Raw genomic sequence first — 19,297 nt, 5'->3', positions numbered from 1 at the left:
TGCAGCGTGACGGGATTGTGAAGCCCGTTGAGAGACTTATTCAGGCTGCCCGCGGGCTCAAACAGGCTGCAAAAAAGCCGCGATTGGGGGCGCGTCCATGCGGGAAGGCACGCGAAGCTGGCTTGCCGCGTCGCTTGTCGCGGCGCTTTGTGCCGCGTCGATCAGCGGCGTTTTGACAGGTTCTGCTGCGGCCGTGGATTATCCGGCGCGGCCCATCACCATGATCGTACCGTTCCCGGCGGGCGGCGCCACTGATACGCTGGCGCGGTTCCTCGGCGAGCGAATGCACGCGGTGCTGGGGCAGCCGGTCGTGATCGAAAATGTCGGCGGTGCCGCGGGCTCGCTTGGCGTCGGCCGCGCCGTGCGCGCAGCCGCGGACGGCTATACGCTGTCGATCGGAACCTCGACCACGCACATGCTGACCGGCGGGCTCTATGCGCTGCCCTTCGATCTCTTGCGCGATCTCGAGCCGGTCGTTTTGATCGGCAGTGAGCCGCTGCTGATCGTCGGCCGCAGGGATCTGCCCGCCGACGATCTCAAACAATTGATCGCGTGGTTGAAGGCCAATCCCGACAGGGCCTCCGTCGGCATCGCCGGCGTCGGCGCTACCGGCCATCTCGCAGGCATCGCGTTCCAGAAGGAGACCGGCACGACGTTCCAGTTCATACCCTATCGCGGCAACGGCCCGGCGATGCAGGATCTCGTCGCGGGCCAGATCGATGCGATGATCGAGCCGGCCTCGAACTTCCGCGCATTGCTGGAGGCGCGCAGCGTCAAGCCGTTTGCGGTGACGAGCCTGGCGCGCGTGCCATCATTGCCGAACGTGCCGAGCGCCGATGAAGCGGGCGTTGCCGGCTTCTCGGCCTCGCTTTGGTACGGGATGTGGGTGCCGTCGGGCACCCCGAGAGACATCATCGCAAGACTCAATGCGAGCATGGTGCAGATTTTGGCGAGTCCGCAGCTCAAGCAGCGTTTTGCCGAGCTCGGCATCCAGATCTCGCCGCCCGCGCAGCAATCGCCGGAAGCGTTGCGCGCCTGGCAGAAGGAAGAGGCCGCGCGCTGGTGGCCGATCATCAAGGCGTCGGGGATCAAGGTGGAGTGAGGGTGTGTCCATGCGCTGCGCTGTCTTCGCGTAGCAATTGCAGCTTCCCCAAAACCGCGTCATTGCGAGCGCAGCGAAGCAATCCAGCTCATCTCCGCGTTGAGATTCAGGATTGCTTCGTCGCCCCGCTCTTCGCAATCACGGTGGGGTTAGCTGACCCGCTCCAATTTCTGCAGGCACCGCGTGGCACGTACGATGGCCGGCATTTCCTCATCCGGAAAGCTCGTCCTCCAGTCGGTGACGCCGACCTCGCCGACATAGATGTCGCCTTTCGAGTCCAGTGCGATCCCGTGCGGCGCCAGGAATTTTCCGCTGGCGAGACCCGGACCATCTTCGCCGCCGAGCCGCGCGATGCGCCTGCCTTGCGCATCGACGATCGACAGCCGTGGGCCGAGATTGGGCACCTTGCGGTTCACCGGCATGGCAGGGCCAAGCTCGCCGATGATGAAGGTCGGCTGCTTGCCGCCGCAGCAGCACAGCGCACAGGGCCGGTGCAGATTGTTCCACTGCGTCTCGTATCTGCCCTTGCCGTCGAATACCTGCACGCGATGGTTCTCGCGGTCGGCGACATAGACATAACCGTCGGCGTCGGTGGCGATGTTGTGAACGATATTGAACTGCCCGGGATCGGTGCCGGGCTCGCCCCAGCTCATCATCAGCTTGCCGTCAGGTGTGAATTTATGGACGCGGGCGTTGCCGTAGCCGTCGGAGACGTAGATCTCGCCCTTCGGCGACAGCGCGGTATGGGTGCAGCGGTGGAAGGGATCGCCGCTCATGAACGGCGAGGGTTTTTCGGGGACGCCGATCGTCAGCAGCACCTTGCCATCGGTCGTGCACTTGCGCACCGTGTGGTCGCCATCATCGGTGCAATAGAGATTGTCGTCGGCATCGATATGCAGGCCATGCGCGCGGGTGAAGAGCCCCTCGCCCCAGCTACGCAGGAAATTACCTGCGCGGTCGAGCACCACCATCGGATGGGCGCCGCGGTTGAAGACGTAGATGCGATCCTTGCTGTCGACCGCGACCGACGCGACATCGGTGAGCTGCCAGCCGTCCGGCAGCTTCGCCCAGTTCTCGACGACGCGGTAACGATGCTCGCCCGACCCGAGTATTGTTGGCATTGTTGTCCTCCTTTTTATTGTCGCTGTAGCGCTCCCGCCGTACACACATCGTCATTGCGAGCGAAGCGAAGCAATCCAGAATCTTTCCGCGGTGACAGTCTGGATTGCTTCGCTGCGCTCGCAATGACGTTCCTGCTCAAGTCGTGCGCGCCGGCCCGCCCGCATCCCGCCCCAAAATCCCTTCCTCGATCGCCTTGATCTGGAGCGCCAGGAATCGCGAGTTGATCCGGCATTGCGCGAGGCTGCCGGCGATGAACCACAGGCCGGGCTGTCGCGTGCGCGCATACATGTTGCGCAGTTCAAAGCCGTCGCCAAAGCCCCAGATCGGCCCGACGCGGTCGGCCACTGCATCGCCGAACAGTTTTCGTACCAGATGGGCTTGCGGCCTGTAGCCGGTTGAGAGCACGATGAGGTCGGCGGGGATGATCGCGCCGTCCTTCATCCGCGCGCCATCGGCAACGAAGCTTTCGATGTCCTCGAATTGCCTCAGCCCGACCGCGCCCTTCACGATGAGATCGGAGCAGCCGACGTTGAAGTAATAGCCGCCGCCACGGGTGAGGTATTTGAACTGCCAGCCGGTGCCGCCCTCGCCGAAATCGAGCTTGAAGCCGACGCGGGTGAGGCCGTCGAGCAGTTCCTTGTCGAGCGCCTTCGACTGCTCGGTCAGCATCGCATGGGTCTTCTTTGCAAGCGGCGTCGGCATCGAGGTCGCGATCAGGTCGTTGTCCTCGAGCGTGCCCTCGTTGTAGATCGCGTAAGCGAGTTGTGCCGAGGGTTCGATGTTGGTGACCAGCGTGGGCGAGCGCTGCACCAGCGTCACCTCCGCTCCGCTGGAGTAGAGATCCTGCGCGATGTCGTGGCCGCTGTTGCCGGTGCCGATGACGATCGCGCGCTTGCCGGTCCAGCTCTCGCCGTCCTCATAGCGGCTGGAATGCACGATCGTGCCGCTGAAATCCTTCAAGGTCGGAATATCGGGCATGTTCGGAATGCCGCTGACGCCGGTCGCCATCACCACGTGGTGCGGATGCATGGTCCGCGTCGTGCCATCGGCGCTGCGCAGCGCGACCGTCCAACGTTCCTTCGTATCGTCGTAGGTGCCGCCTTCAAACTCGGTGCCGGTCCAGTAGTTCAGCTCCATCGCCTCGACATAGGCCTCGAACCAATTGGCCAGCTTGTCCTTGGGGATATAGACCGGCCAGTTCGGCGGAAACGGCATGTAGGGGAGGTGGTTGACCTGCACCTGGTTGTGCAGCGTGAGTGCGTGATAGCGCTTGCGCCAATTGTCGCCGATGCGCGGCCAGCGATCGACGATCAGCGTGTCGACATTCAACTGCTTCAGCCGCGCCGCGATCGCGAGGCCGGCCTGGCCGCCGCCGATCACCAGCACGACCGGGTCACGATCGACATAGGAGACGGATGCCTTGCGCAGATCGAGCCAGTTCGGTCCGAATAGGCCTGGCCGCGCGGCCGCGTCCTGTTGAGTTGCTCCTCAAATCCCTTCAGCTCCTCCAACGCGGTGAGCAGCGTCCACGCCTTCAGGCGATCGCCGTCATCGGCATCGGGCATCAGCCGAACGATGCCGCTGCCGCGGCCAGACGGGGTCTCGAAATTGAAGATCGCCTCGATCGTCTTGGCTCCGGCACGAGTGACCCAGCGCGGCGGCGCGCGTGTCGATGCGATCTCGAAACTGGTCGCGTCAGCCCTCGCAGCGAGAGCGCTTAGTTCCTGCACGATCGTGTCGCGGTCGGCGATTGTTTGCAGGTTCCAGCTCAGCGCCAACACGTCGCGCCAGAAGCTCTTGCCGAGAAAGAGCTTATGCAGCGCGCCATGATCCGGCTCGCCGAGCGCCTGCTCGAACTGATCGAGCCAGGTTTGCGCGGACACAAGGATGTCCTTTGTCCTGTCCAGCATGCGCGACCTCGTGGCCGTCTTCGCGGGTTTCCTCTGAGATCAACGCTATACTGTTTTGGCAGGAGCCAAAAGCCGACTACCCCAGTAGGGAGAGCATATGCCCCTGCTCAGGCGGAATGCGGCCCTTGAGCGTATCGAGATAAATCCGTCGCACGGCATCTGGCCCGCGGCTCTCGACAATGGTCAGGCATCTTTCCAGCAGCGGCGCAAAGCCCGACCACGCCACGCCAAAGCGCTGGTCGATACCGCCCGGCCCCCAGTCCTTCGCGCGCTTGCGGATATGATCCGGCGCAAAGAACCAGCGCGGCTTTGCACCCGGCAGTGCGCCTTCGTCGGCATCGGTCGCGCGATGCGTCAATCCGACGCGCACTGAGCACGCCATCTGGTCGCGGAAATGATTGTGAAGCTCGGCCCGCAACGCGCTGCTGCCGGCCATATCGACGAAGGCGACCGGCTTGTCCGTCGGCAACGAGCTGACCCGATCATAGGTGACGACCTCATCGTAACAGGGCAGCGAGTCGACGAAGCCGGCGTTGCCCGCCGAGGTCAGCCCGATCACCTTGCGGCCGCGGCTGTGCAGGAGATGCGCGAGCCCGAACGCGGTCTTGCTGGAGGCGCTCGAGAGCAGCACGCTGCGCGCGCCAAAATCGTCGTTCTCGGCAAGGAAATCGTCGACCAGGAACGAGAGCATGAACAGCGGCCGCAGCAGCGCCTGGAGATCGCCCTGATGTCCGGCGAACGCCGGATCGCCGGTGACGCGGGAATAGGTGTTGTAGACCGGCGACACCTGCTTGCGGTGCTCGGCGCCGTCGCGAAGAGCACGTTTGCTGACGTCGACGGCCTCGATGACGAGATGCGTCGCCATCGGGAAATAGCCGAACAGCCTCTCACCCACGGCAACGTTTGGATGCTTGGAGGCGATGACCTCGCCAAAGCCCCACACCGGGATGTTGCCGAAGCCCTGCGGCGCCGGAAAGATCTGCCAGTATTTCAGCTCGTCGCCCATCACGGCATAGGTGATGTTGTTGGCGGTGAACGCAAAGCGCTCGACCTTCACGAGCAGCGCATCTGCGGGTAGCGCGGCCGGTTCGGGAATTGCGGTCTCGATCAGCCTGCATTGCTCGAGGTCGTTGCGCGCAACGATGAAATCGGTGGATGTCATGGCGAAGGTCCCGGCTTTTTCCGTGCCGGCATCTTCTCTTTCACCGTCGCGCGCTTTGCAACAGCAACATTGTTTAAAACGGCGTTCGCTTCGCCGGCGATGACGCCTTCGCGCTTTTTGACCGCGCGATAATAGCTCCACCACAGATGCGCAGCCGCACCGCGCAGCGGCCGCCAGGGTTCGGCGAGTGGCGCCATCTGCTTCTCGGTGGGGCGCGTCTTCAAACCAAGCCCGATGCGGATGCCTTCCTGCACGGCGAGATCGCCGGCCGGCCAGGCATCACCATGGCCAAGACAAAACAATAGATAGACATCCGCGGTCCACGGCCCGATGCCGGGCAGCGCGACCAGCGTGTGATGCGCGGCGTCGGCGTCCTCTTCGGCGAGCACCTCGAGGTTCAGCCGTTCGGCCGCGAGCTCGCGCGCCAGATGTTTCAGCGTCTTGATCTTCGCGGCCGACAGCCCGAGCCGTCCCAGCTGGTCGGCGCGCGCGCGGCGTACGGCCTCATGGTCGAACGGATCGAAGGCGGTGTTCAACCGCCCCCATATCGCGCCTGCGCTCGCGGTCGAGAGCTGCTGGCCGCAGACGATGTGCGCAAGCCCGGTAAATCCCGGCTCGCGCCGCCGCAGGCTGGGCATACCGGCGATCTCCAGCACCGGCCTCAGTCGGGTATCACGCTTGACCAGCGCCTGAATGGCCTCTTCGAGATCGGACTGGGTTTCGAGGTGGATGGTCATGGTCGCTCAACTCGTCATGTGCGGCTTAACCCGCGCATCGATCTTTTAGCCCAACCGAGTTGCCGCGGCGAGACAGCCACCTCAGTCCATAAACCGCGCAGCGACGGGCGTGGATTGCCCTAGGCCCGTAGGTTGTATGGATGTATAATGCACCTTTAGTTTGAATAACCTGACTAGTTATGGTTGTGGCATTCACGCGGGAGAGCATTATGGACACTGTCAATGAGGTTGCGTGGTCGCTCTATCAATTCATTCCAATCCTGATCTTTGTGGGCGCCGCTTTCGCAAGCATCGAACTGTACTTCCTTTGGCGCAATCGGCTTGTAAAAAAATGGGAGGCCAAGGACGCGTTGGTCTCGAGCGCACGAAACAAGGACGGGATAAGCTCAAATGGCTCGAATGACGACGATACTGTGGACGAGCGATCGACCGCAATATCGGGCGTGAGTGGGGACGGTGAACTGACTACAGCCGCCAAGTACGCAATCTGGAACTATATGTTCAGCATCTTGGCGATTGGGGGCGCCGTGATCGGAGTCGTCTCCGGCATCGCCGGCTATATGATCAAGGATCTTGCGACCAAGAATGCGATGCAGACTGCGTTTATCCAGATGCAGAAGCCGTTGACCGAGCATATGGATAAGTTCGCGACAGCGGACGCGGCTCTCAAGGCTGCATACAAGACCGCGACTAGTAACACCGCGTTTCCACATGAAGTTGCGAAAGTCCTGGTTGCCGAACATGTTGACAAGATTCGCGGCCCGAAAGGGCAGGACGGCGCGAACGGCAAAGACGCCGTTGCGCCGCCGGCTTCGGCGATTGCGACGGAGTTGATTGCGACGCACCTCGAGGAGATTCGAGGGAAGCCCGGACGGGATGGTGTTGCTCCAGGCGTTTCAGATGTCGCGCAGGAATTATTCGCGAAATATGGCGACCAGCTTCGTGGTAAACCCGGTCTGGACGGCCGGAATGGAGCCGACGGCAAAGACGCTGTCGCGCCGTCCGTTTTTGCAATCGCGACTGAATTGGTTCAAAAGCATAGCGAAGAACTTCGAGGTAAGGACGGGCGGGACGGCATGAATGGCGTTGCGCCAAGCGCGTCCGACATTGCGCAGGAGCTATCCAGCAAGTACGGCGATCAGCTTCGCGGCAAGCCCGGCTTTGACGGCAAGAACGGCGCAGACGCCGTCGCTCCTTCAGCTGCCGCTGTCGCGGATGAGTTATTCAAGAAGCATGGCGCGCAACTCCGTGGCAAGGACGGCCTGCCCGGCAGGGACGCTGTGAGTCCCGCCGTTGCGGCCGTTGTCGCCGAGCTCATGGCCACCCATCGGCAGGAGCTACGAGGCGAGCCCGGAACGCCCGGTAAGGATGGTGTTCCAGGAAGGAGCGCTCCTGGAGTTGTTGAAATTGTTGCTACGCTCATGGCGTTGCACGCTCAGGAGCTTCGAGGCAAGGACGGGCGGGACGGCAAGAATGGAGCCGAAGGGAAAGACGGCGTCAGTCCCGATCTCAACAAAATAGCTGAGTTGGTCGTCAAACAGTATGGCGACCAGCTTCGCGGAAAAAGCCCGACAACCGCAGAAGTCGCGGCCGCGATCTGGGATGGCCACCGCGATGAACTTCGCCCCGCGCAGACGGTGAGACGCCGGCACTCCGGCAATAGTACGCCTCGGCGCCGCGGGTGAAGGAGGTGAATTGGCTCGATGCTGTTCGGTGGACTTCCTCCTCATCCAAAAGCAGGGATAGATCGTTTGTCCCGGTTGGCAAGTAGCCAACGACCAGGGTTCGGATGAGAGTCAATGCCACCCGTTTTCCGATTTGCGCCCAGCCCGAACGGCTATCTCCATCTCGGACATGCCTACTCGGCACTCTTGAACTTCGACCGCGCGCGCGAGTCAGGCGGGCGCTTGCTGCTGCGCATCGAGGATATCGACGCAATGCGCTGTCGACCGGAGTTCGAGGCGGCGATCTACGAGGACCTCGCCTGGCTCGGGATGGTCTGGGAAACGCCGGTACGGCGGCAGTCGGAGCATTTTGGCGCCTATCGGGCGGCGCTGGACAGGCTAACTGCGCTCGGTCTCGTCTATCCCGCCTTCGAAAGCCGAGCCGAGATTGCAAGGCTGGTGAGGCAGCGCGAGGCTGATAGCCCTTGGCCGCGCGACCCGGATGGCGCGCCGCTTTATCCAGGCACTGCGAAATCGCTCTCGGCCGCCGAGCGTGCGCGGCTGGTCTCGTCCGGCGCGCCCTATGCGCTGCGGCTTGATATGGCCGCCGCTTGCCGTCATGCGACTGGCCTTGCCTGGCAGGAGGACGGCGAGGGGCTCGCAGGCGAGCAGGGCAGCATTCCTGCCCAACCGCAGGCCTGGGGCGACGTTATCCTGGCGCGCAAGGAGACGCCGACCAGCTATCACCTCTCGGTCGTCGTCGACGATGCGCTTCAGGGGGTGAGCGAGGTGGTGCGGGGACAGGATCTGTTTCAGGCCACGTCGGTCCACCGGCTGCTCCAGGAGCTGCTCGGCCTGCCCGCGCCCGTCTATCGCCACCACCGGTTGATCCGCGACGGGGCCGGGCAAAAGCTTTCGAAGTCGAGTAGCGCCACGGGCTTACGCGACCTGCGCGCGGCGGGAGCACACCCTGCCGACATTCGCGCCTTGGTGGGGTTACGTTAAGTTTCTCTGGGGTTTAGGAAAACGCCTCCGTGACTCCCTGGGCCGCTCCGTGCCATGCTGACTTTCGAGCCGGGGTTCAAGGGGAAACATGGCGGCGAAAACGCGCATCGCGCGCAACACGCGGTCGTCCGGGCGGCTGCCCAAGAGGCGTGTGAAGTCGCGTGCCAAGCCGCTTGTCGCCACGCGTGGAAAGCAGCGCGCGGGGGCGGCTCGCAAGGGCAGCGGCAAGACGGGCGTCAAGACCAGCACAAGACCTGCCGCGGCGGACGTGGTCCAGGCCGCACTCGCAGCCTTTGCCCATGAGGTCCGCACCCCCCTGACCGGAATCCTCGCGATCAGCGATCTGCTTGCGACCTCGGACCTTGGCGAGCGCGAGCGCCGCTGGGCCGACACCATCAAGGCCGGTGCGGAGCATCTGGCGAGCCTTGCGACCCTGTTCGTCGATGCCGCCAAGACCGCCAAGGGAGGCGGTGGCCTCGGCCAGGATCTGTTCGACCTGCGCGCGCTCGCGCGCACCGCCGGCGACTCGCTTGCGGGCCGGGCCGCCGCCAAGGGGTTGCAGGCGCAGGTCGACATCTCGCCAAAGCTGCCCGCGCTTGTGGTCGGTGATCCCGTCCGTTTGCGTGCAGCGCTGGAAAACCTGATCGACAACGCTGTGAAGTTCACGGAGCAGGGAGGCATCGCGCTCTCGGTCACGCCATGGCCAATCGCCAAAATCAAAGCCGGCGAGAAGGCCAGGAACAGCGCCAAGACCAACGCCAAGACCAATGCCAAGGCAAGGCACAAGACCGGCGTCGCCTTCGCGGTGTCCGACAGCGGCATCGGGCTGACCATGGCCGAGATCAAGCGGCTGTTCCGCCCCTTCTCGCAGGCCAATGTCACCATCGCCTCACGCTTCGGCGGTGCCGGGCTTGGGCTGTCATCGGTGAAGCAGCTTGCGCGCGCGATGGGCGGCGACATCACGGTCGCGCCGCGGCGGGGCGGGGGCGCCACCTTCACGTTGACGGTCTCCCTGACTCCGGCCAAGGCCGAGGAATCCGCGAGGTCAGGGGCGCGCAACGGTCGCGGGGATCATGCCGCGGAGGGCTTGCATGTGCTCAGCGTCGAGGACAACCCGTTCGGCCGCGTCGTGCTCAACACCATTTTGACCGAGCTCGGCCATCATGCGGAGTTCATCGGGCGTGGCGAGGACGCGGAAAATCGCCTGGCGCAGGGCGGTTTCGATGCGGTGCTGATGGACATGGTGCTGCCTGGCATCGATGGCATCGAGGCGATCAAGCGCATCCGCGGGATGTGTCCGCCGCTCGGTCAGATCCCGATCATTGGCATTTCCGGCCGCGGCGAGGACGAGACGGCCTCGCGCGAAGCCGGCGCCGACGCCTTCCTGGTCAAACCCGTGTCTCCGCGTGCGCTAGCGACTGCGCTGCTTGAAGCGACACGCCGTGAGGAAGCCGCGACTTGATGATCGCGGCGTTGAGTTCGCCGCCATAGACGAAGATCGCGGCGATGAAATACAGAAACACCAGCGCGATGATCACCGAGGCGAGCCCCGCATACATCGTCACGTAGTTGTTGGCGAAGCGCGCCAGATATTGCCCGAACACGATGCCCGAGATCAGCGAGGCCACCATGGTGAAGACGATGCCGGGCAGGATCTGAAGGAAGCCGCGCCGCCCGGCCGGCAGCCAGGCGTGCAGGATGAGCAGCGCCACGATCAGTGCGCCGATGGTGATGCCGTAGCGCACCCAGGTCAGGATGCTCTCGTTGGACTCGACGAACAGCGGGATGTGGCGCCGCGCCGCTTCGATGATGAGCGGTCCGAGCACGATCAGGAAGGCCATGGCGAGCGCGGTGAAGGCCGCAACAAGCGTGTAGCCGATCGATTCCAGCCGCAGCCAGTACCAGCGCCGCATCTCGACCACGGCATAGGCGCGGTTCAGCGCGACCCGCAAGGCCTCCACACCGTTCGAGGCAAAGTAGACCGACAACACCGCGCCGATGGTCAGCACGTCGGTGCGGGTCGTGGTCAGCACGTCGTGCACCTCGCCGGAAATGGAATCGGCGACCTGCTTGGGCCAGACCTCAAGCATCAGTCCCGCAGCCTGGTCGGCGAGTTCCTTGGAGCCGACAAAGCCCGCCAGCGAGGTCAGCACGATCAGGAAGGGGAACAGCGCCATCAGGGTCGACAGTGCGATATGGCTTGCGATCGCCCAGCCGTCGTCGGCGAGGAACGTGTAGAATGCGTCCATCACGACCAGGTAGAGGTAGCGGATCTGCCTCACTGGCTGCTCCGCGACTGCATTGCTCTCTTTCCCCGCTTGCGGCGCGGATCCGCCTCCCCCCGCAGGCGGGACGAGGCGAAGCAAGCGCACCGGCTCAAATCAAAAATCATCCGCTTAGCTTCTGATATTATTGGTCTAAAAGCCAGATCGCGCCGCGATGGCGCAGCCGCAAACACAATGTTATCTACCCCTAATGGCATCCTTCCTGAGTTCTTTCATCCTTCCGGTGGCTGTCGGCGCCGTGGCGCTGGTGCTGCTGCTCGGTCTCGTCAACATGATGCGCGGCGGCTCGCCCAATACCTCCCAGAAGCTGATGCGGCTGCGCGTGCTGTTTCAGTTCGTGGCGATCGTCATCGCCATGCTCGCGGTATGGGCCATGGGGCGCTGACACGCACTCGCTGGAGAGACAAACATGGTCGTTCTCAATCGCATCTACACCCGCACCGGTGACGACGGCACGACGGCGCTCGGCTCCGGCGAGCGCCGTCCGAAATACGATCTGCGGATCGAGGCCTATGGCACCGTGGACGAGACCAATGCTGCGATCGGCGTGGTGCGATTGCACGTCGAGGACTGGCCCGAGCTCGATGCGATGCTTGGCCGGATCCAGAACGATCTGTTCGACCTTGGCGCCGATCTCGCCGTGCCCGAGCGTGAGGGCAAGGCCGAGCGGCTGCGTGTCGTGGCGAGCCAGGTCGAGCGGCTCGAGCGCGAGATCGACGTGCTGAATGACAAGCTGGCCCCACTCACCTCCTTCGTGCTGCCGGGCGGAACCCCTGCCGCCGCCCATCTGCATGTCGCGCGCACGATATGCCGCAGGGCGGAACGCGTGATGGTGGAACTCGCGGCCACGCCGGACGAGCCGGTAGGCGCGGCTGGCATCCAATATATGAACCGGCTGTCGGATTTCCTGTTTGTCGCAAGCCGCGCGGCCAATCATAATGGTGCCGGCGACGTGCTCTGGGTGCCGGGCCAGAACCGCTAAGCAAACCGCCAAGATTGGCTCGCAAAGCGAATTTTTGGGCCTCCGCGCGCGTTGACCGGACTGGGCCGGGCCATTAGGTTCCGCGCCAGTTGATAACCCCCCTCAAGAATTCAAGTGAAAGAGGATCGATGAAGGTCTTAGTGCCGGTCAAGCGGGTGGTCGATTACAACGTCAAGGTCCGCGTCAAGGGCGATGGATCGGGCGTTGAACTCGCCAACGTCAAGATGTCGATGAACCCATTCGATGAAATCGCGGTCGAGGAAGCGCTGCGCCTGAAGGAGGGCGGCAAGGCTACCGAGGTTGTGGTGGTCTCCATTGGACCGGCGCAGGCCTCGGAGACGATCCGCACCGGTCTTGCCATGGGTGCCGATCGCGGCATCCTGGTGAAGGTGGACGGCAATGTTGAGCCGCTGGCGGTCGCCAAGATTCTGAAGAAGGTCGCCGAAGAAGAGCAGCCCGGCCTGATCATTCTGGGCAAGCAGGCGATCGACGACGACAGCAACCAGACCGGCCAGATGCTGGCCGCGTTGCTCGGCTGGTCGCAGGCGACCTTCGCCTCCAAGCTCGAGGTCGAAGGAAGCGACTTCAAGGTCACGCGCGAGGTCGATGGCGGCCTGCAGACGGTGAAATTGAAGGGACCGGCGATCGTCACCACCGATCTTCGCCTCAACGAGCCGCGCTATGCCTCGTTGCCCAACATCATGAAGGCGAAGAAGAAGCCGATCGCGGAGAAGGCCGTCGCCGATTACGGTGTCGACGTCACCGCGCGCCTCGAAGTTCTCAAGACGACGGAGCCGGCAGGCCGCAAGGCCGGCGTCAAGGTCAAGGACGTCGCCGAGCTGGTGTCGAAACTCAAGAACGAAGCCGGGGTGCTCTGATGACGACGCTTCTGATTGCTGAACACGACAACGCGTCGCTGAAGGATGCGACCAACAAGGCCCTGACGGCGGCCGCCGCCCTTGGCGCCGACGTCGACGTGCTGGTTGCCGGCCAGAACGCCAAGGGTGCGGCGGATGCTGCCTCCAAGCTTAATGGCGTGAAGAAGGTGCTGCTCGCCGACGGCGAGGCTTACGCGCACGATCTCGCCGAGCCGCTGGCGGCGCTGGTCGTCTCGCTGGCGTCCGGCTACGACGCGATCGTCGCTCCAGCGACCTCGCGCTTCAAGAACGTGATGCCGCGCGTCGCAGCCCTGCTCGACGTCATGCAGGTCTCGGAGATCATCAAGGTCGTCGCGCCCGATACTTTCGAGCGGCCGATCTATGCCGGCAACGCCATCCAGACGGTGAAGTCGAAGGATGCCAAGAAGGTCATTACGGTGCGCACCTCGACCTTCGCCGCGGCCGCCACTGGCGGCAGCGCGAGCGTCGAGAGCGTCGCGGCGGCGGCCGATCCGGGCCTGTCGTCCTTTGTCGGCGAGGAAGTCGCCAAGAGCGACCGTCCCGAGCTGACCTCGGCGAAGATCATCGTCTCCGGTGGCCGTGCCATGCAGAGCCGGGAGAACTTCGCCAAGTACATCGAGCCGCTCGCCGACAAGCTGGGCGCCGGTGTCGGTGCCTCGCGTGCCGCGGTCGACGCCGGCTATGCGCCGAACGACTGGCAGGTCGGCCAGACCGGCAAGGTCGTGGCCCCCGAGCTCTACGTCGCCATCGGCATTTCCGGTGCGATCCAGCATCTCGCCGGTATGAAGGACTCCAAGGTGATCGTCGCGATCAACAAGGACGAGGACGCGCCGATCTTCCAGGTCGCCGATTACGGCCTGGTCGCCGACCTCTACCAGGCGGTTCCTGAGCTGACGGCCGAACTCGGCAAGCTCGGCAAGTAAAACACCGTAAAAACACCGGCCGGATGTCCTAAACTCCCGCCGGTGTTTCATTTCTGAGGCGCTTTCTTTCGCCAGGGCACGCGGAAGGGCGCGATCCAATCTAGGTTTCGAGCCCGGGTTCTGATTAAATCGGACCCCCGGCTCACAGGGGATAGGCAGGGCGCGGCATTCGCGCCGTTCCGGTGGATGACATTATGGCAGAGATCAAGAAGGTCGGCGTGATCGGCGCGGGGCAGATGGGCAACGGCATCGCCCATGTCGCGGCGCTGGCCGGTTTCGACGTGGTGCTCAACGACGTCTCGGTCGACCGTCTGAAGTCGGGCATGGCCACCATCAACGGCAATCTGTCGCGCCAGGTCTCCAAAAAAGCCGTCAGCGAGGACGACAAGGCCAAGGCGCTGTCGCGCATCACCCTCGCCGAGAAGCTCGATGACCTCGCCGACTGCGATCTCGTGATCGAGACCGCGGTCGAGAAGGAGGAGGTCAAGCGCAAGATTTTCCACGAGCTTTGCGCCATCCTGAAGCCCGAAGCGATCGTCGCTTCCGATACCTCCTCGATCTCGATCACCCGCCTGGCCGCGGCCACCGACCGCCCGGAGCGCTTCATCGGCATTCATTTCATGAATCCGGTGCCGCTGATGGAACTAGTGGAGCTGATCCGCGGCATCGCCACCGATGATTCCACCTTCGAGGCCTCCAAGGCATTCGTCGCCAAGCTCGGAAAGCAGGTCGCCGTTTCCGAGGATTTCCCGGCCTTCATCGTCAACCGCATCCTGCTGCCGATGATCAACGAGGCGATCTACACGCTCTATGAAGGCGTCGGAAACGTCGAGGCGATCGACGCTGCGATGAAGCTGGGCGCCCACCATCCGATGGGCCCGCTGGAGCTGGCCGATTTCATCGGCCTCGACACCTGTCTCTCGATCATGCAGGTGCTGCATGAGGGGCTGGCCGACTCGAAATACCGCCCGTGCCCGCTGCTGGTGAAATACGTCGAAGCCGGCTGGCTCGGCCGCAAGACGCAGCGCGGCTTCTACGACTACCGCGGCGCCAAACCGGTCCCGACGCGGTAAGAACTCGGTTTCGTAGGATGGGTTACCGACGGCGTAACCTACCTTTTCTGTCGCGGTATCAGGAGAAAGTGGTGGGTTAACGCTTCGCTAACCCAACCTGCAAGACCCCGCCCGCTCACCTCGCGTTAACTCCTCGCGCCTAGGCTGCCGCCTGTACGAGGGTCTACCGTATGGACATGATGGCCATGGTCAGCAGCATGCTGGCCGCTCAGCAAGGCGCGTTGCAGTCGAACATCGCGGCGACCGTGACGAAGCAGAACATGGATGCGGAGAAATCCGCGGTCCTGACGCTGCTCGGCGCCGGCCAGCCCTCGCTGGCCAATGTCGGCGCCGGCATCGGCAACAATCTCAACGTTACGGCTTAAAGCGCTGCGGCCGCAGGGTTCAGCGCCGCGCGGAGCAGCTTCACGGCGTCATCGCTCGCCCATTCGGCGGGGCCGGCAATGGTGGCGATCTCGCAGCCCTGGGGGTCGACGAGCACCGAGGTCGGCATGCCAAGTGCCCGGCCGATGGCTTTAAGGTCCTGGAAAACCTTGGCTTTCTGGTCGTTGAAATAGCCGAGGCGGGTCAGGCCGGTCTCTTTCAGGAAATTCTTCGGCTTCTCCGGGTCACGGGTGTCGATATTGATCGCCACCACCTCGAAATTCGGGCCCGCAAGCTTGGTCTGAAGCGCCTCCAGCGCCGGCATCTCCTTGCGGCAGGGCACGCACCAGGTCGCCCATAGGTTCACCAGCACCGTCTTGCCGCGGAAGTCGGAGAGCTTTCTCGGCTTGCCGTCGGCGTCCTCGAAGGCGAGGTCCGGCAGCTTCAGCGGCGCGGTCGCCATGGTCAGCGCGGCCACCTCGCCATGGGCGAGCGGAGCGATCCTGCTGGCGGTCTGGACCGCGGCGCGGCAGGCCGGATCGCCAGCCGGGCCCCGCTTCAGGCCCAACCCGTAAAGCGCGGCAAAGCCGACCAGGCCGCCGACCGCCACGGTGGCGATCACGAGGGGGACCCGGCGCGTGGCAGACCGCGCTTTCCGTTGATCGAGCATATCGTTGGGGTCGAGCATTTCGTTGTCATCCGGTCGCAGATATGGCTATCAGGGGCCTCTTAATACGGTCGGCCGAGGCCGGCAAACCATGCGGCGAAAGCCGCAGAGCGCAGGGCGTGAGCAGGGGATCATGAGCAACAAGATGTGGGGCGGCCGGTTCTCGGAACGTCCCGACGAGATCATGGAGGAAATCAACGTCTCCATCGACGTCGATCGTCACCTCTTCGCCCAGGACATTGCCGCGTCCAAGGCCCACGCCGCGATGCTTGCCGCGCAGGGCATCATCACGGCCTCTGATGCGAAAAATATCGGCAAGGGTCTAGACACGATTTTGTCAGAGATCGGCAAGGACGGCTTCGAGTTCAAGCGCGCGCTCGAGGACATCCATATGAATGTCGAGAGCCGCCTGTCCGAGCTGATCGGTCCCGCCGCCGGCCGCCTGCACACCGCGCGCTCGCGCAACGACCAGGTCGCGACCGACTTCCGCCTGTTCGTCCGGGACATCATCGACGAGACGGATGCCGCGCTTGCCGCGTTCCAAGGGGCGCTGGTGGAACGCGCGCTGGAACATGCCGGGACGGTGATGCCCGGCTTCACGCACTTGCAGACCGCGCAACCCGTCACGTTCGGTCACCATCTGCTCGCCTATGTCGAGATGGCCGCACGCGATCGCGGCCGCTTCGGGGATGCCCGCAAGCGGCTCAATGAATCTCCGCTGGGAGCCGCCGCGCTCGCCGGTACCTCGTTCCCGATCGACCGCCACGCCACGGCGAAAGCGCTTCTCTTCGACCGGCCGATGGCGAATTCGCTCGATGCGGTCTCCGACCGCGATTTCGTGCTGGAGACGTTGTCGGCAGCCTCGATCTGCGCCGTGCACATGTCGCGCTTTGCGGAAGAAATCGTGATCTGGACCTCGCCGCTGGTGGGCCTCATCCGCCTCAGCGACAAATTCACCACCGGCTCCTCGATCATGCCGCAGAAGCGCAATCCCGACGCCGCCGAGCTCGTGCGCGCCAAGACCGGGCGCGTCATCGGCGCGCTCAACGGGCTTCTGATCGTGATGAAGGGCCTGCCGCTCGCCTATCAAAAGGACATGCAGGAGGACAAGCAGGGCGCGATGGAAGGCTTTGCCGCGCTGTCGCTCGCGGTCCGCGCCATGACCGGCATGGTCCGCGACCTCGTGCCGGACGAAGCCAGGATGAAGGCGGCCGCCGGCGAAGGCTATGCCACCGCGACCGATCTTGCCGACTGGCTGGTGCGCACGCTGAGGATGCCGTTCCGCGAAGCCCATCACGTCACCGGCCGGATCGTGGCCAAGGCCGCGAGCGACGGCGTCGCGCTTCATGAGCTGCCGCTCAAGGAGATGCAGGCGATCGAGCCGAAAATCACCAAGGACGTGCTCGGCGTGCTCTCGGTCGAATCGTCGGTGAAGAGCCGCACCAGCTTTGGCGGCACGGCGCCGAAGAACGTGACGGCGCAGGCCAAGGCCTGGGCGAAGCGCTTGGAAAAAGAGCGAAAATCGGGCTGAGGGCAAAATTTCGCTGGTTTTTCATGGTCATCCGGCTCTCGCCAGAGCGGGCCAATCTCTGTATGGTGCGACCTGCGCGTAGTGGGGATCTCGTCGTGACGTCAAAGTTTCGCCCGACCGGCTCGGGGTGGGCCATCATTGTCTTGAGCCTGAGCGCGCTTGCGGTCGCCGGCTGCGGCCGCAAAGGCCCGCTGGACCTGCCGCCGACCGCGTCCAATGCGTCTACGGCGAATGTCGCCCCAGCTCCCAGCGATACCGAGACCGAGGCCCAGAAGACGCCGAGCGTCTTCAATCCCACCTATGGCGCGGATGCCGCGCCCGCCGCTGCCAAGGGCAAGAAGAAATCGTTTGTCCTCGATCCGCTGCTGGACGAAAAGCCCGGCAGGTGAGCCGGGGTAGCTGAGCCAACGCCATGAACCATTTTGACTACCGTGACGGCGTCCTGCACGCCGAAGCGGTGAACCTTTCCGAGCTGGCTGCGAGTGTCGGCACGCCCTTCTATTGTTATTCGACCGCGACGCTTGAGCGGCATTACCGCGTCTTTGCCGACGCGTTCGCCGGCGAGAAGGTGCTGGTCTGCTACGCCATGAAGGCGAACTCCAACCAGTCGGTGCTGCGCACGCTGGCAAAGCTGGGCGCCGGCGCCGACGTGGTCTCGGGTGGCGAGTTGAAGCGCGCGCTCGCGGCCGGCATTCCGGCGAGCAAGATCCTGTTCTCCGGCGTCGGCAAGACCGAGACCGAGTTGCGCGCGGCGCTTGCTGCCGACATCCTCTGCATCAATGTCGAATCCGAGCCCGAGCTCGAGCTGCTGTCACGCCTTGCGAGCGAGATGGGCAAGACCGCGCGCATCTCCGTGCGCGTCAATCCGGACGTCGATGCCGGCACGCACGCAAAAATCTCGACCGGCAAGTCCGAGAACAAGTTCGGCATCCCGATCGTCCACGCCCGCGAGGTGTACGCACGGGCAGCGAAGCTGCCCGGCATCGAGGTGACCGGCACCGACGTGCATATCGGCAGCCAGATCACCGATCTCTCCAAGATGGAGATTGCGTTCCGCATCCTCGCCGAATTCGTTCAGACGCTGCGCGCCGACGGCCACAACATCTCGCATGTCGATTTCGGCGGCGGCCTCGGCATTCCCTACTATATGGACCGCGAGGCGCCGCCGGCGCCCGACGCCTATGCCGCGATGGTCAGGCGCATCACGCACAATCTCGGCTGCACGCTGATGTTCGAGCCGGGCCGCATGATCGTCGGCAATGCCGGCATCCTGGTCGCGAAGGTGATCTACGTGAAGCACGGCGACGGCAAGAACTTCGTCATCATCGACGCCGCGATGAACGACCTGATCCGTCCGACGCTGTACGAGGCCCATCACGACATCCTCCCGGTCAGGCAGCCTGCCGCCGGCGCGTCGACGATTCTGGCCGACGTCGTCGGACCGGTCTGCGAGACCGGAGATTACCTCGCGCTCGACCGCACCCTGCCGACGCCGAAGCCGGGCGATCTTCTGGCCATCATGACCGCTGGTGCCTATGGCGCGGTGCAGGCCGGCACGTACAATTCCCGGCCGCTGGTGCCGGAGGTGCTGGTGAAAGGTGACCAGTATGCGGTGGTGCGTCCCCGCATCGAGGTCGAGCAACTGATTGCCATGGATACGCCCGCGCCGTGGCTGTGAGGGCGGTAGCGCCGTGAAACACTCACGGTGTCGTCCCGGCGAAGGCTTGGCGAAGGCCGGGACCCAGATGTGGACGGCCCCCGTGGCACAAGAGCCAAGTGAGGTTTGATCGGATCGCTTGCATCCATATGTCCGGCCTGTTGATGCGGCTTGTTGGACCGCTGGCCAAGATGGTTTCCGCGACACGAGTTCCA

At 63.9% G+C, this 19,297-nt stretch carries 18 protein-coding genes and 1 pseudogene; 13 read left to right on the top strand and 6 right to left on the bottom strand.

Features of this window, described 5'->3' with window-relative positions; all coding sequences use genetic code 11:
• The first annotated feature begins 97 nt into the window (after positions 1–97).
• Entirely contained in the window at positions 98–1,102 is a 1,005-nt protein-coding gene (locus ACV1FX_RS39145) for a Bug family tripartite tricarboxylate transporter substrate binding protein (RefSeq protein WP_473122840.1), read from the top strand.
• Between the two features lie 149 nt (positions 1,103–1,251).
• Here the strand turns inward: ACV1FX_RS39145 and ACV1FX_RS39140 are convergent, their stop codons facing one another.
• The 4 genes and pseudogenes from ACV1FX_RS39140 to ACV1FX_RS39125 all read right to left on the bottom strand — a co-directional run bounded on the left by ACV1FX_RS39140 (position 1,252) and on the right by ACV1FX_RS39125 (position 6,033).
• Entirely contained in the window at positions 1,252–2,223 is a 972-nt protein-coding gene (locus ACV1FX_RS39140) for a peptidyl-alpha-hydroxyglycine alpha-amidating lyase family protein (protein WP_473122839.1), read from the bottom strand.
• Positions 2,224–2,359: 136 nt separating this feature from the next.
• Positions 2,360–4,134, bottom strand: a pseudogene (locus tag ACV1FX_RS39135) (flavin-containing monooxygenase).
• A 76-nt stretch (positions 4,135–4,210) separates the two neighbouring features.
• Positions 4,211–5,296 carry a DUF2855 family protein gene (locus ACV1FX_RS39130; protein WP_473122838.1) on the bottom strand — a complete coding sequence of 362 codons (1,086 nt, stop codon included), beginning with the start codon at positions 5,294–5,296 and terminating at the stop codon, positions 4,211–4,213.
• Positions 5,293–6,033, bottom strand: a complete 741-nt coding sequence (locus tag ACV1FX_RS39125; RefSeq protein ID WP_473122837.1) for a DNA-3-methyladenine glycosylase family protein — start codon at positions 6,031–6,033, stop codon at positions 5,293–5,295. Before ACV1FX_RS39125 ends, ACV1FX_RS39130 begins: the two co-directional genes overlap by 4 nt.
• 209 nt (positions 6,034–6,242) lie before the next feature.
• Between ACV1FX_RS39125 and ACV1FX_RS39120 the strand changes: the two genes are divergently transcribed.
• The 3 genes from ACV1FX_RS39120 (at position 6,243) to ACV1FX_RS39110 (ending at position 10,164) form a co-directional block, all read left to right on the top strand.
• Positions 6,243–7,718, top strand: coding sequence for a collagen-like domain-containing protein (locus ACV1FX_RS39120; protein ID WP_473122836.1), 1,476 nt, complete (start codon positions 6,243–6,245; stop codon positions 7,716–7,718).
• Between the two features lie 114 nt (positions 7,719–7,832).
• Complete coding sequence (gluQRS, locus tag ACV1FX_RS39115) at positions 7,833–8,702, top strand: tRNA glutamyl-Q(34) synthetase GluQRS (RefSeq protein WP_473122835.1); 870 nt, start codon at positions 7,833–7,835, stop codon at positions 8,700–8,702.
• Between the two features lie 88 nt (positions 8,703–8,790).
• Entirely contained in the window at positions 8,791–10,164 is a 1,374-nt protein-coding gene (locus ACV1FX_RS39110; RefSeq protein ID WP_473122834.1) for an ATP-binding protein, read from the top strand.
• Here ACV1FX_RS39110 and ACV1FX_RS39105 read toward each other — a convergent pair.
• Entirely contained in the window at positions 10,091–10,951 is an 861-nt protein-coding gene (locus ACV1FX_RS39105) for a YihY/virulence factor BrkB family protein (protein WP_473122850.1), read from the bottom strand. The two genes, ACV1FX_RS39110 and ACV1FX_RS39105, sit on opposite strands and share 74 nt — an antisense overlap.
• A 226-nt stretch (positions 10,952–11,177) precedes the next feature.
• Here ACV1FX_RS39105 and ACV1FX_RS39100 point away from each other — a divergent pair, with 226 nt between their 5' ends.
• The 6 genes from ACV1FX_RS39100 to ACV1FX_RS39075 all read left to right on the top strand — a co-directional run bounded on the left by ACV1FX_RS39100 (position 11,178) and on the right by ACV1FX_RS39075 (position 15,229).
• Positions 11,178–11,372, top strand: coding sequence for a twin transmembrane helix small protein (locus ACV1FX_RS39100; protein WP_473122833.1), 195 nt, complete (start codon positions 11,178–11,180; stop codon positions 11,370–11,372).
• A 24-nt stretch (positions 11,373–11,396) separates the two neighbouring features.
• The gene (locus tag ACV1FX_RS39095; RefSeq protein WP_473122832.1) at positions 11,397–11,969 is read left to right on the top strand and encodes a cob(I)yrinic acid a,c-diamide adenosyltransferase; all 573 of its coding nucleotides are present in this window, start codon (positions 11,397–11,399) and stop codon (positions 11,967–11,969) included.
• 128 nt (positions 11,970–12,097) lie between these two features.
• Complete coding sequence (locus ACV1FX_RS39090; protein WP_473122831.1) at positions 12,098–12,847, top strand: electron transfer flavoprotein subunit beta/FixA family protein; 750 nt, start codon at positions 12,098–12,100, stop codon at positions 12,845–12,847.
• The gene (locus tag ACV1FX_RS39085) at positions 12,847–13,791 is read left to right on the top strand and encodes an electron transfer flavoprotein subunit alpha/FixB family protein (protein WP_473122830.1); all 945 of its coding nucleotides are present in this window, start codon (positions 12,847–12,849) and stop codon (positions 13,789–13,791) included. Before ACV1FX_RS39090 ends, ACV1FX_RS39085 begins: the two co-directional genes overlap by 1 nt.
• A gap of 191 nt (positions 13,792–13,982) precedes the next feature.
• Entirely contained in the window at positions 13,983–14,864 is an 882-nt protein-coding gene (locus ACV1FX_RS39080; protein WP_473122849.1) for a 3-hydroxybutyryl-CoA dehydrogenase, read from the top strand.
• Positions 14,865–15,034: 170 nt separating this feature from the next.
• Complete coding sequence (locus tag ACV1FX_RS39075; protein WP_473122829.1) at positions 15,035–15,229, top strand: putative motility protein; 195 nt, start codon at positions 15,035–15,037, stop codon at positions 15,227–15,229.
• Here the strand turns inward: ACV1FX_RS39075 and tlpA are convergent.
• Positions 15,226–15,915: a thiol:disulfide interchange protein TlpA gene (gene tlpA / locus ACV1FX_RS39070; RefSeq protein ID WP_473122828.1), complete on the bottom strand. Its 690-nt coding sequence runs from the start codon at positions 15,913–15,915 to the stop codon at positions 15,226–15,228. The two genes, ACV1FX_RS39075 and tlpA, sit on opposite strands and share 4 nt — an antisense overlap.
• A 112-nt stretch (positions 15,916–16,027) precedes the next feature.
• Between tlpA and argH the strand changes: the two genes are divergently transcribed.
• From argH to lysA, 3 genes are all read left to right on the top strand, one after another.
• Positions 16,028–17,425: an argininosuccinate lyase gene (gene argH / locus ACV1FX_RS39065; RefSeq protein ID WP_473122827.1), complete on the top strand. Its 1,398-nt coding sequence runs from the start codon at positions 16,028–16,030 to the stop codon at positions 17,423–17,425.
• 95 nt (positions 17,426–17,520) lie between these two features.
• Positions 17,521–17,814 carry an LPS translocon maturation chaperone LptM gene (gene lptM / locus ACV1FX_RS39060; protein ID WP_473122826.1) on the top strand — a complete coding sequence of 98 codons (294 nt, stop codon included), beginning with the start codon at positions 17,521–17,523 and terminating at the stop codon, positions 17,812–17,814.
• A 23-nt stretch (positions 17,815–17,837) separates the two neighbouring features.
• Positions 17,838–19,103, top strand: coding sequence for a diaminopimelate decarboxylase (gene lysA, locus ACV1FX_RS39055; RefSeq protein ID WP_473122825.1), 1,266 nt, complete (start codon positions 17,838–17,840; stop codon positions 19,101–19,103).
• Positions 19,104–19,297 lie beyond the last annotated feature (194 nt).

This window comes from Bradyrhizobium ingae, assembly GCF_055791185.1.
This window is presented reverse-complemented; position numbering and strand designations above follow the sequence as displayed.

Bases quoted from the DNA above. Each gene is read 5' to 3' on its own strand.
- ACV1FX_RS39145 (WP_473122840.1), top strand. From the start codon at position 98: ATGCGGGAAGGCACGCGAAGCTGGCTTGCCGCGTCGCTTGTCGCGGCG.
- ACV1FX_RS39140 (WP_473122839.1), bottom strand. From the start codon at position 2,223: ATGCCAACAATACTCGGGTCGGGCGAGCATCGTTACCGCGTCGTCGAG.
- ACV1FX_RS39130 (WP_473122838.1), bottom strand. From the start codon at position 5,296: ATGACATCCACCGATTTCATCGTTGCGCGCAACGACCTCGAGCAATGC.
- ACV1FX_RS39125 (WP_473122837.1), bottom strand. From the start codon at position 6,033: ATGACCATCCACCTCGAAACCCAGTCCGATCTCGAAGAGGCCATTCAG.
- ACV1FX_RS39120 (WP_473122836.1), top strand. From the start codon at position 6,243: ATGGACACTGTCAATGAGGTTGCGTGGTCGCTCTATCAATTCATTCCA.
- gluQRS (WP_473122835.1), top strand. From the start codon at position 7,833: ATGCCACCCGTTTTCCGATTTGCGCCCAGCCCGAACGGCTATCTCCAT.
- ACV1FX_RS39110 (WP_473122834.1), top strand. From the start codon at position 8,791: ATGGCGGCGAAAACGCGCATCGCGCGCAACACGCGGTCGTCCGGGCGG.
- ACV1FX_RS39105 (WP_473122850.1), bottom strand. From the start codon at position 10,951: ATGGACGCATTCTACACGTTCCTCGCCGACGACGGCTGGGCGATCGCA.
- ACV1FX_RS39100 (WP_473122833.1), top strand. From the start codon at position 11,178: ATGGCATCCTTCCTGAGTTCTTTCATCCTTCCGGTGGCTGTCGGCGCC.
- ACV1FX_RS39095 (WP_473122832.1), top strand. From the start codon at position 11,397: ATGGTCGTTCTCAATCGCATCTACACCCGCACCGGTGACGACGGCACG.
- ACV1FX_RS39090 (WP_473122831.1), top strand. From the start codon at position 12,098: ATGAAGGTCTTAGTGCCGGTCAAGCGGGTGGTCGATTACAACGTCAAG.
- ACV1FX_RS39085 (WP_473122830.1), top strand. From the start codon at position 12,847: ATGACGACGCTTCTGATTGCTGAACACGACAACGCGTCGCTGAAGGAT.
- ACV1FX_RS39075 (WP_473122829.1), top strand. From the start codon at position 15,035: ATGGACATGATGGCCATGGTCAGCAGCATGCTGGCCGCTCAGCAAGGC.
- tlpA (WP_473122828.1), bottom strand. From the start codon at position 15,915: ATGCTCGACCCCAACGATATGCTCGATCAACGGAAAGCGCGGTCTGCC.
- argH (WP_473122827.1), top strand. From the start codon at position 16,028: ATGAGCAACAAGATGTGGGGCGGCCGGTTCTCGGAACGTCCCGACGAG.
- lysA (WP_473122825.1), top strand. From the start codon at position 17,838: ATGAACCATTTTGACTACCGTGACGGCGTCCTGCACGCCGAAGCGGTG.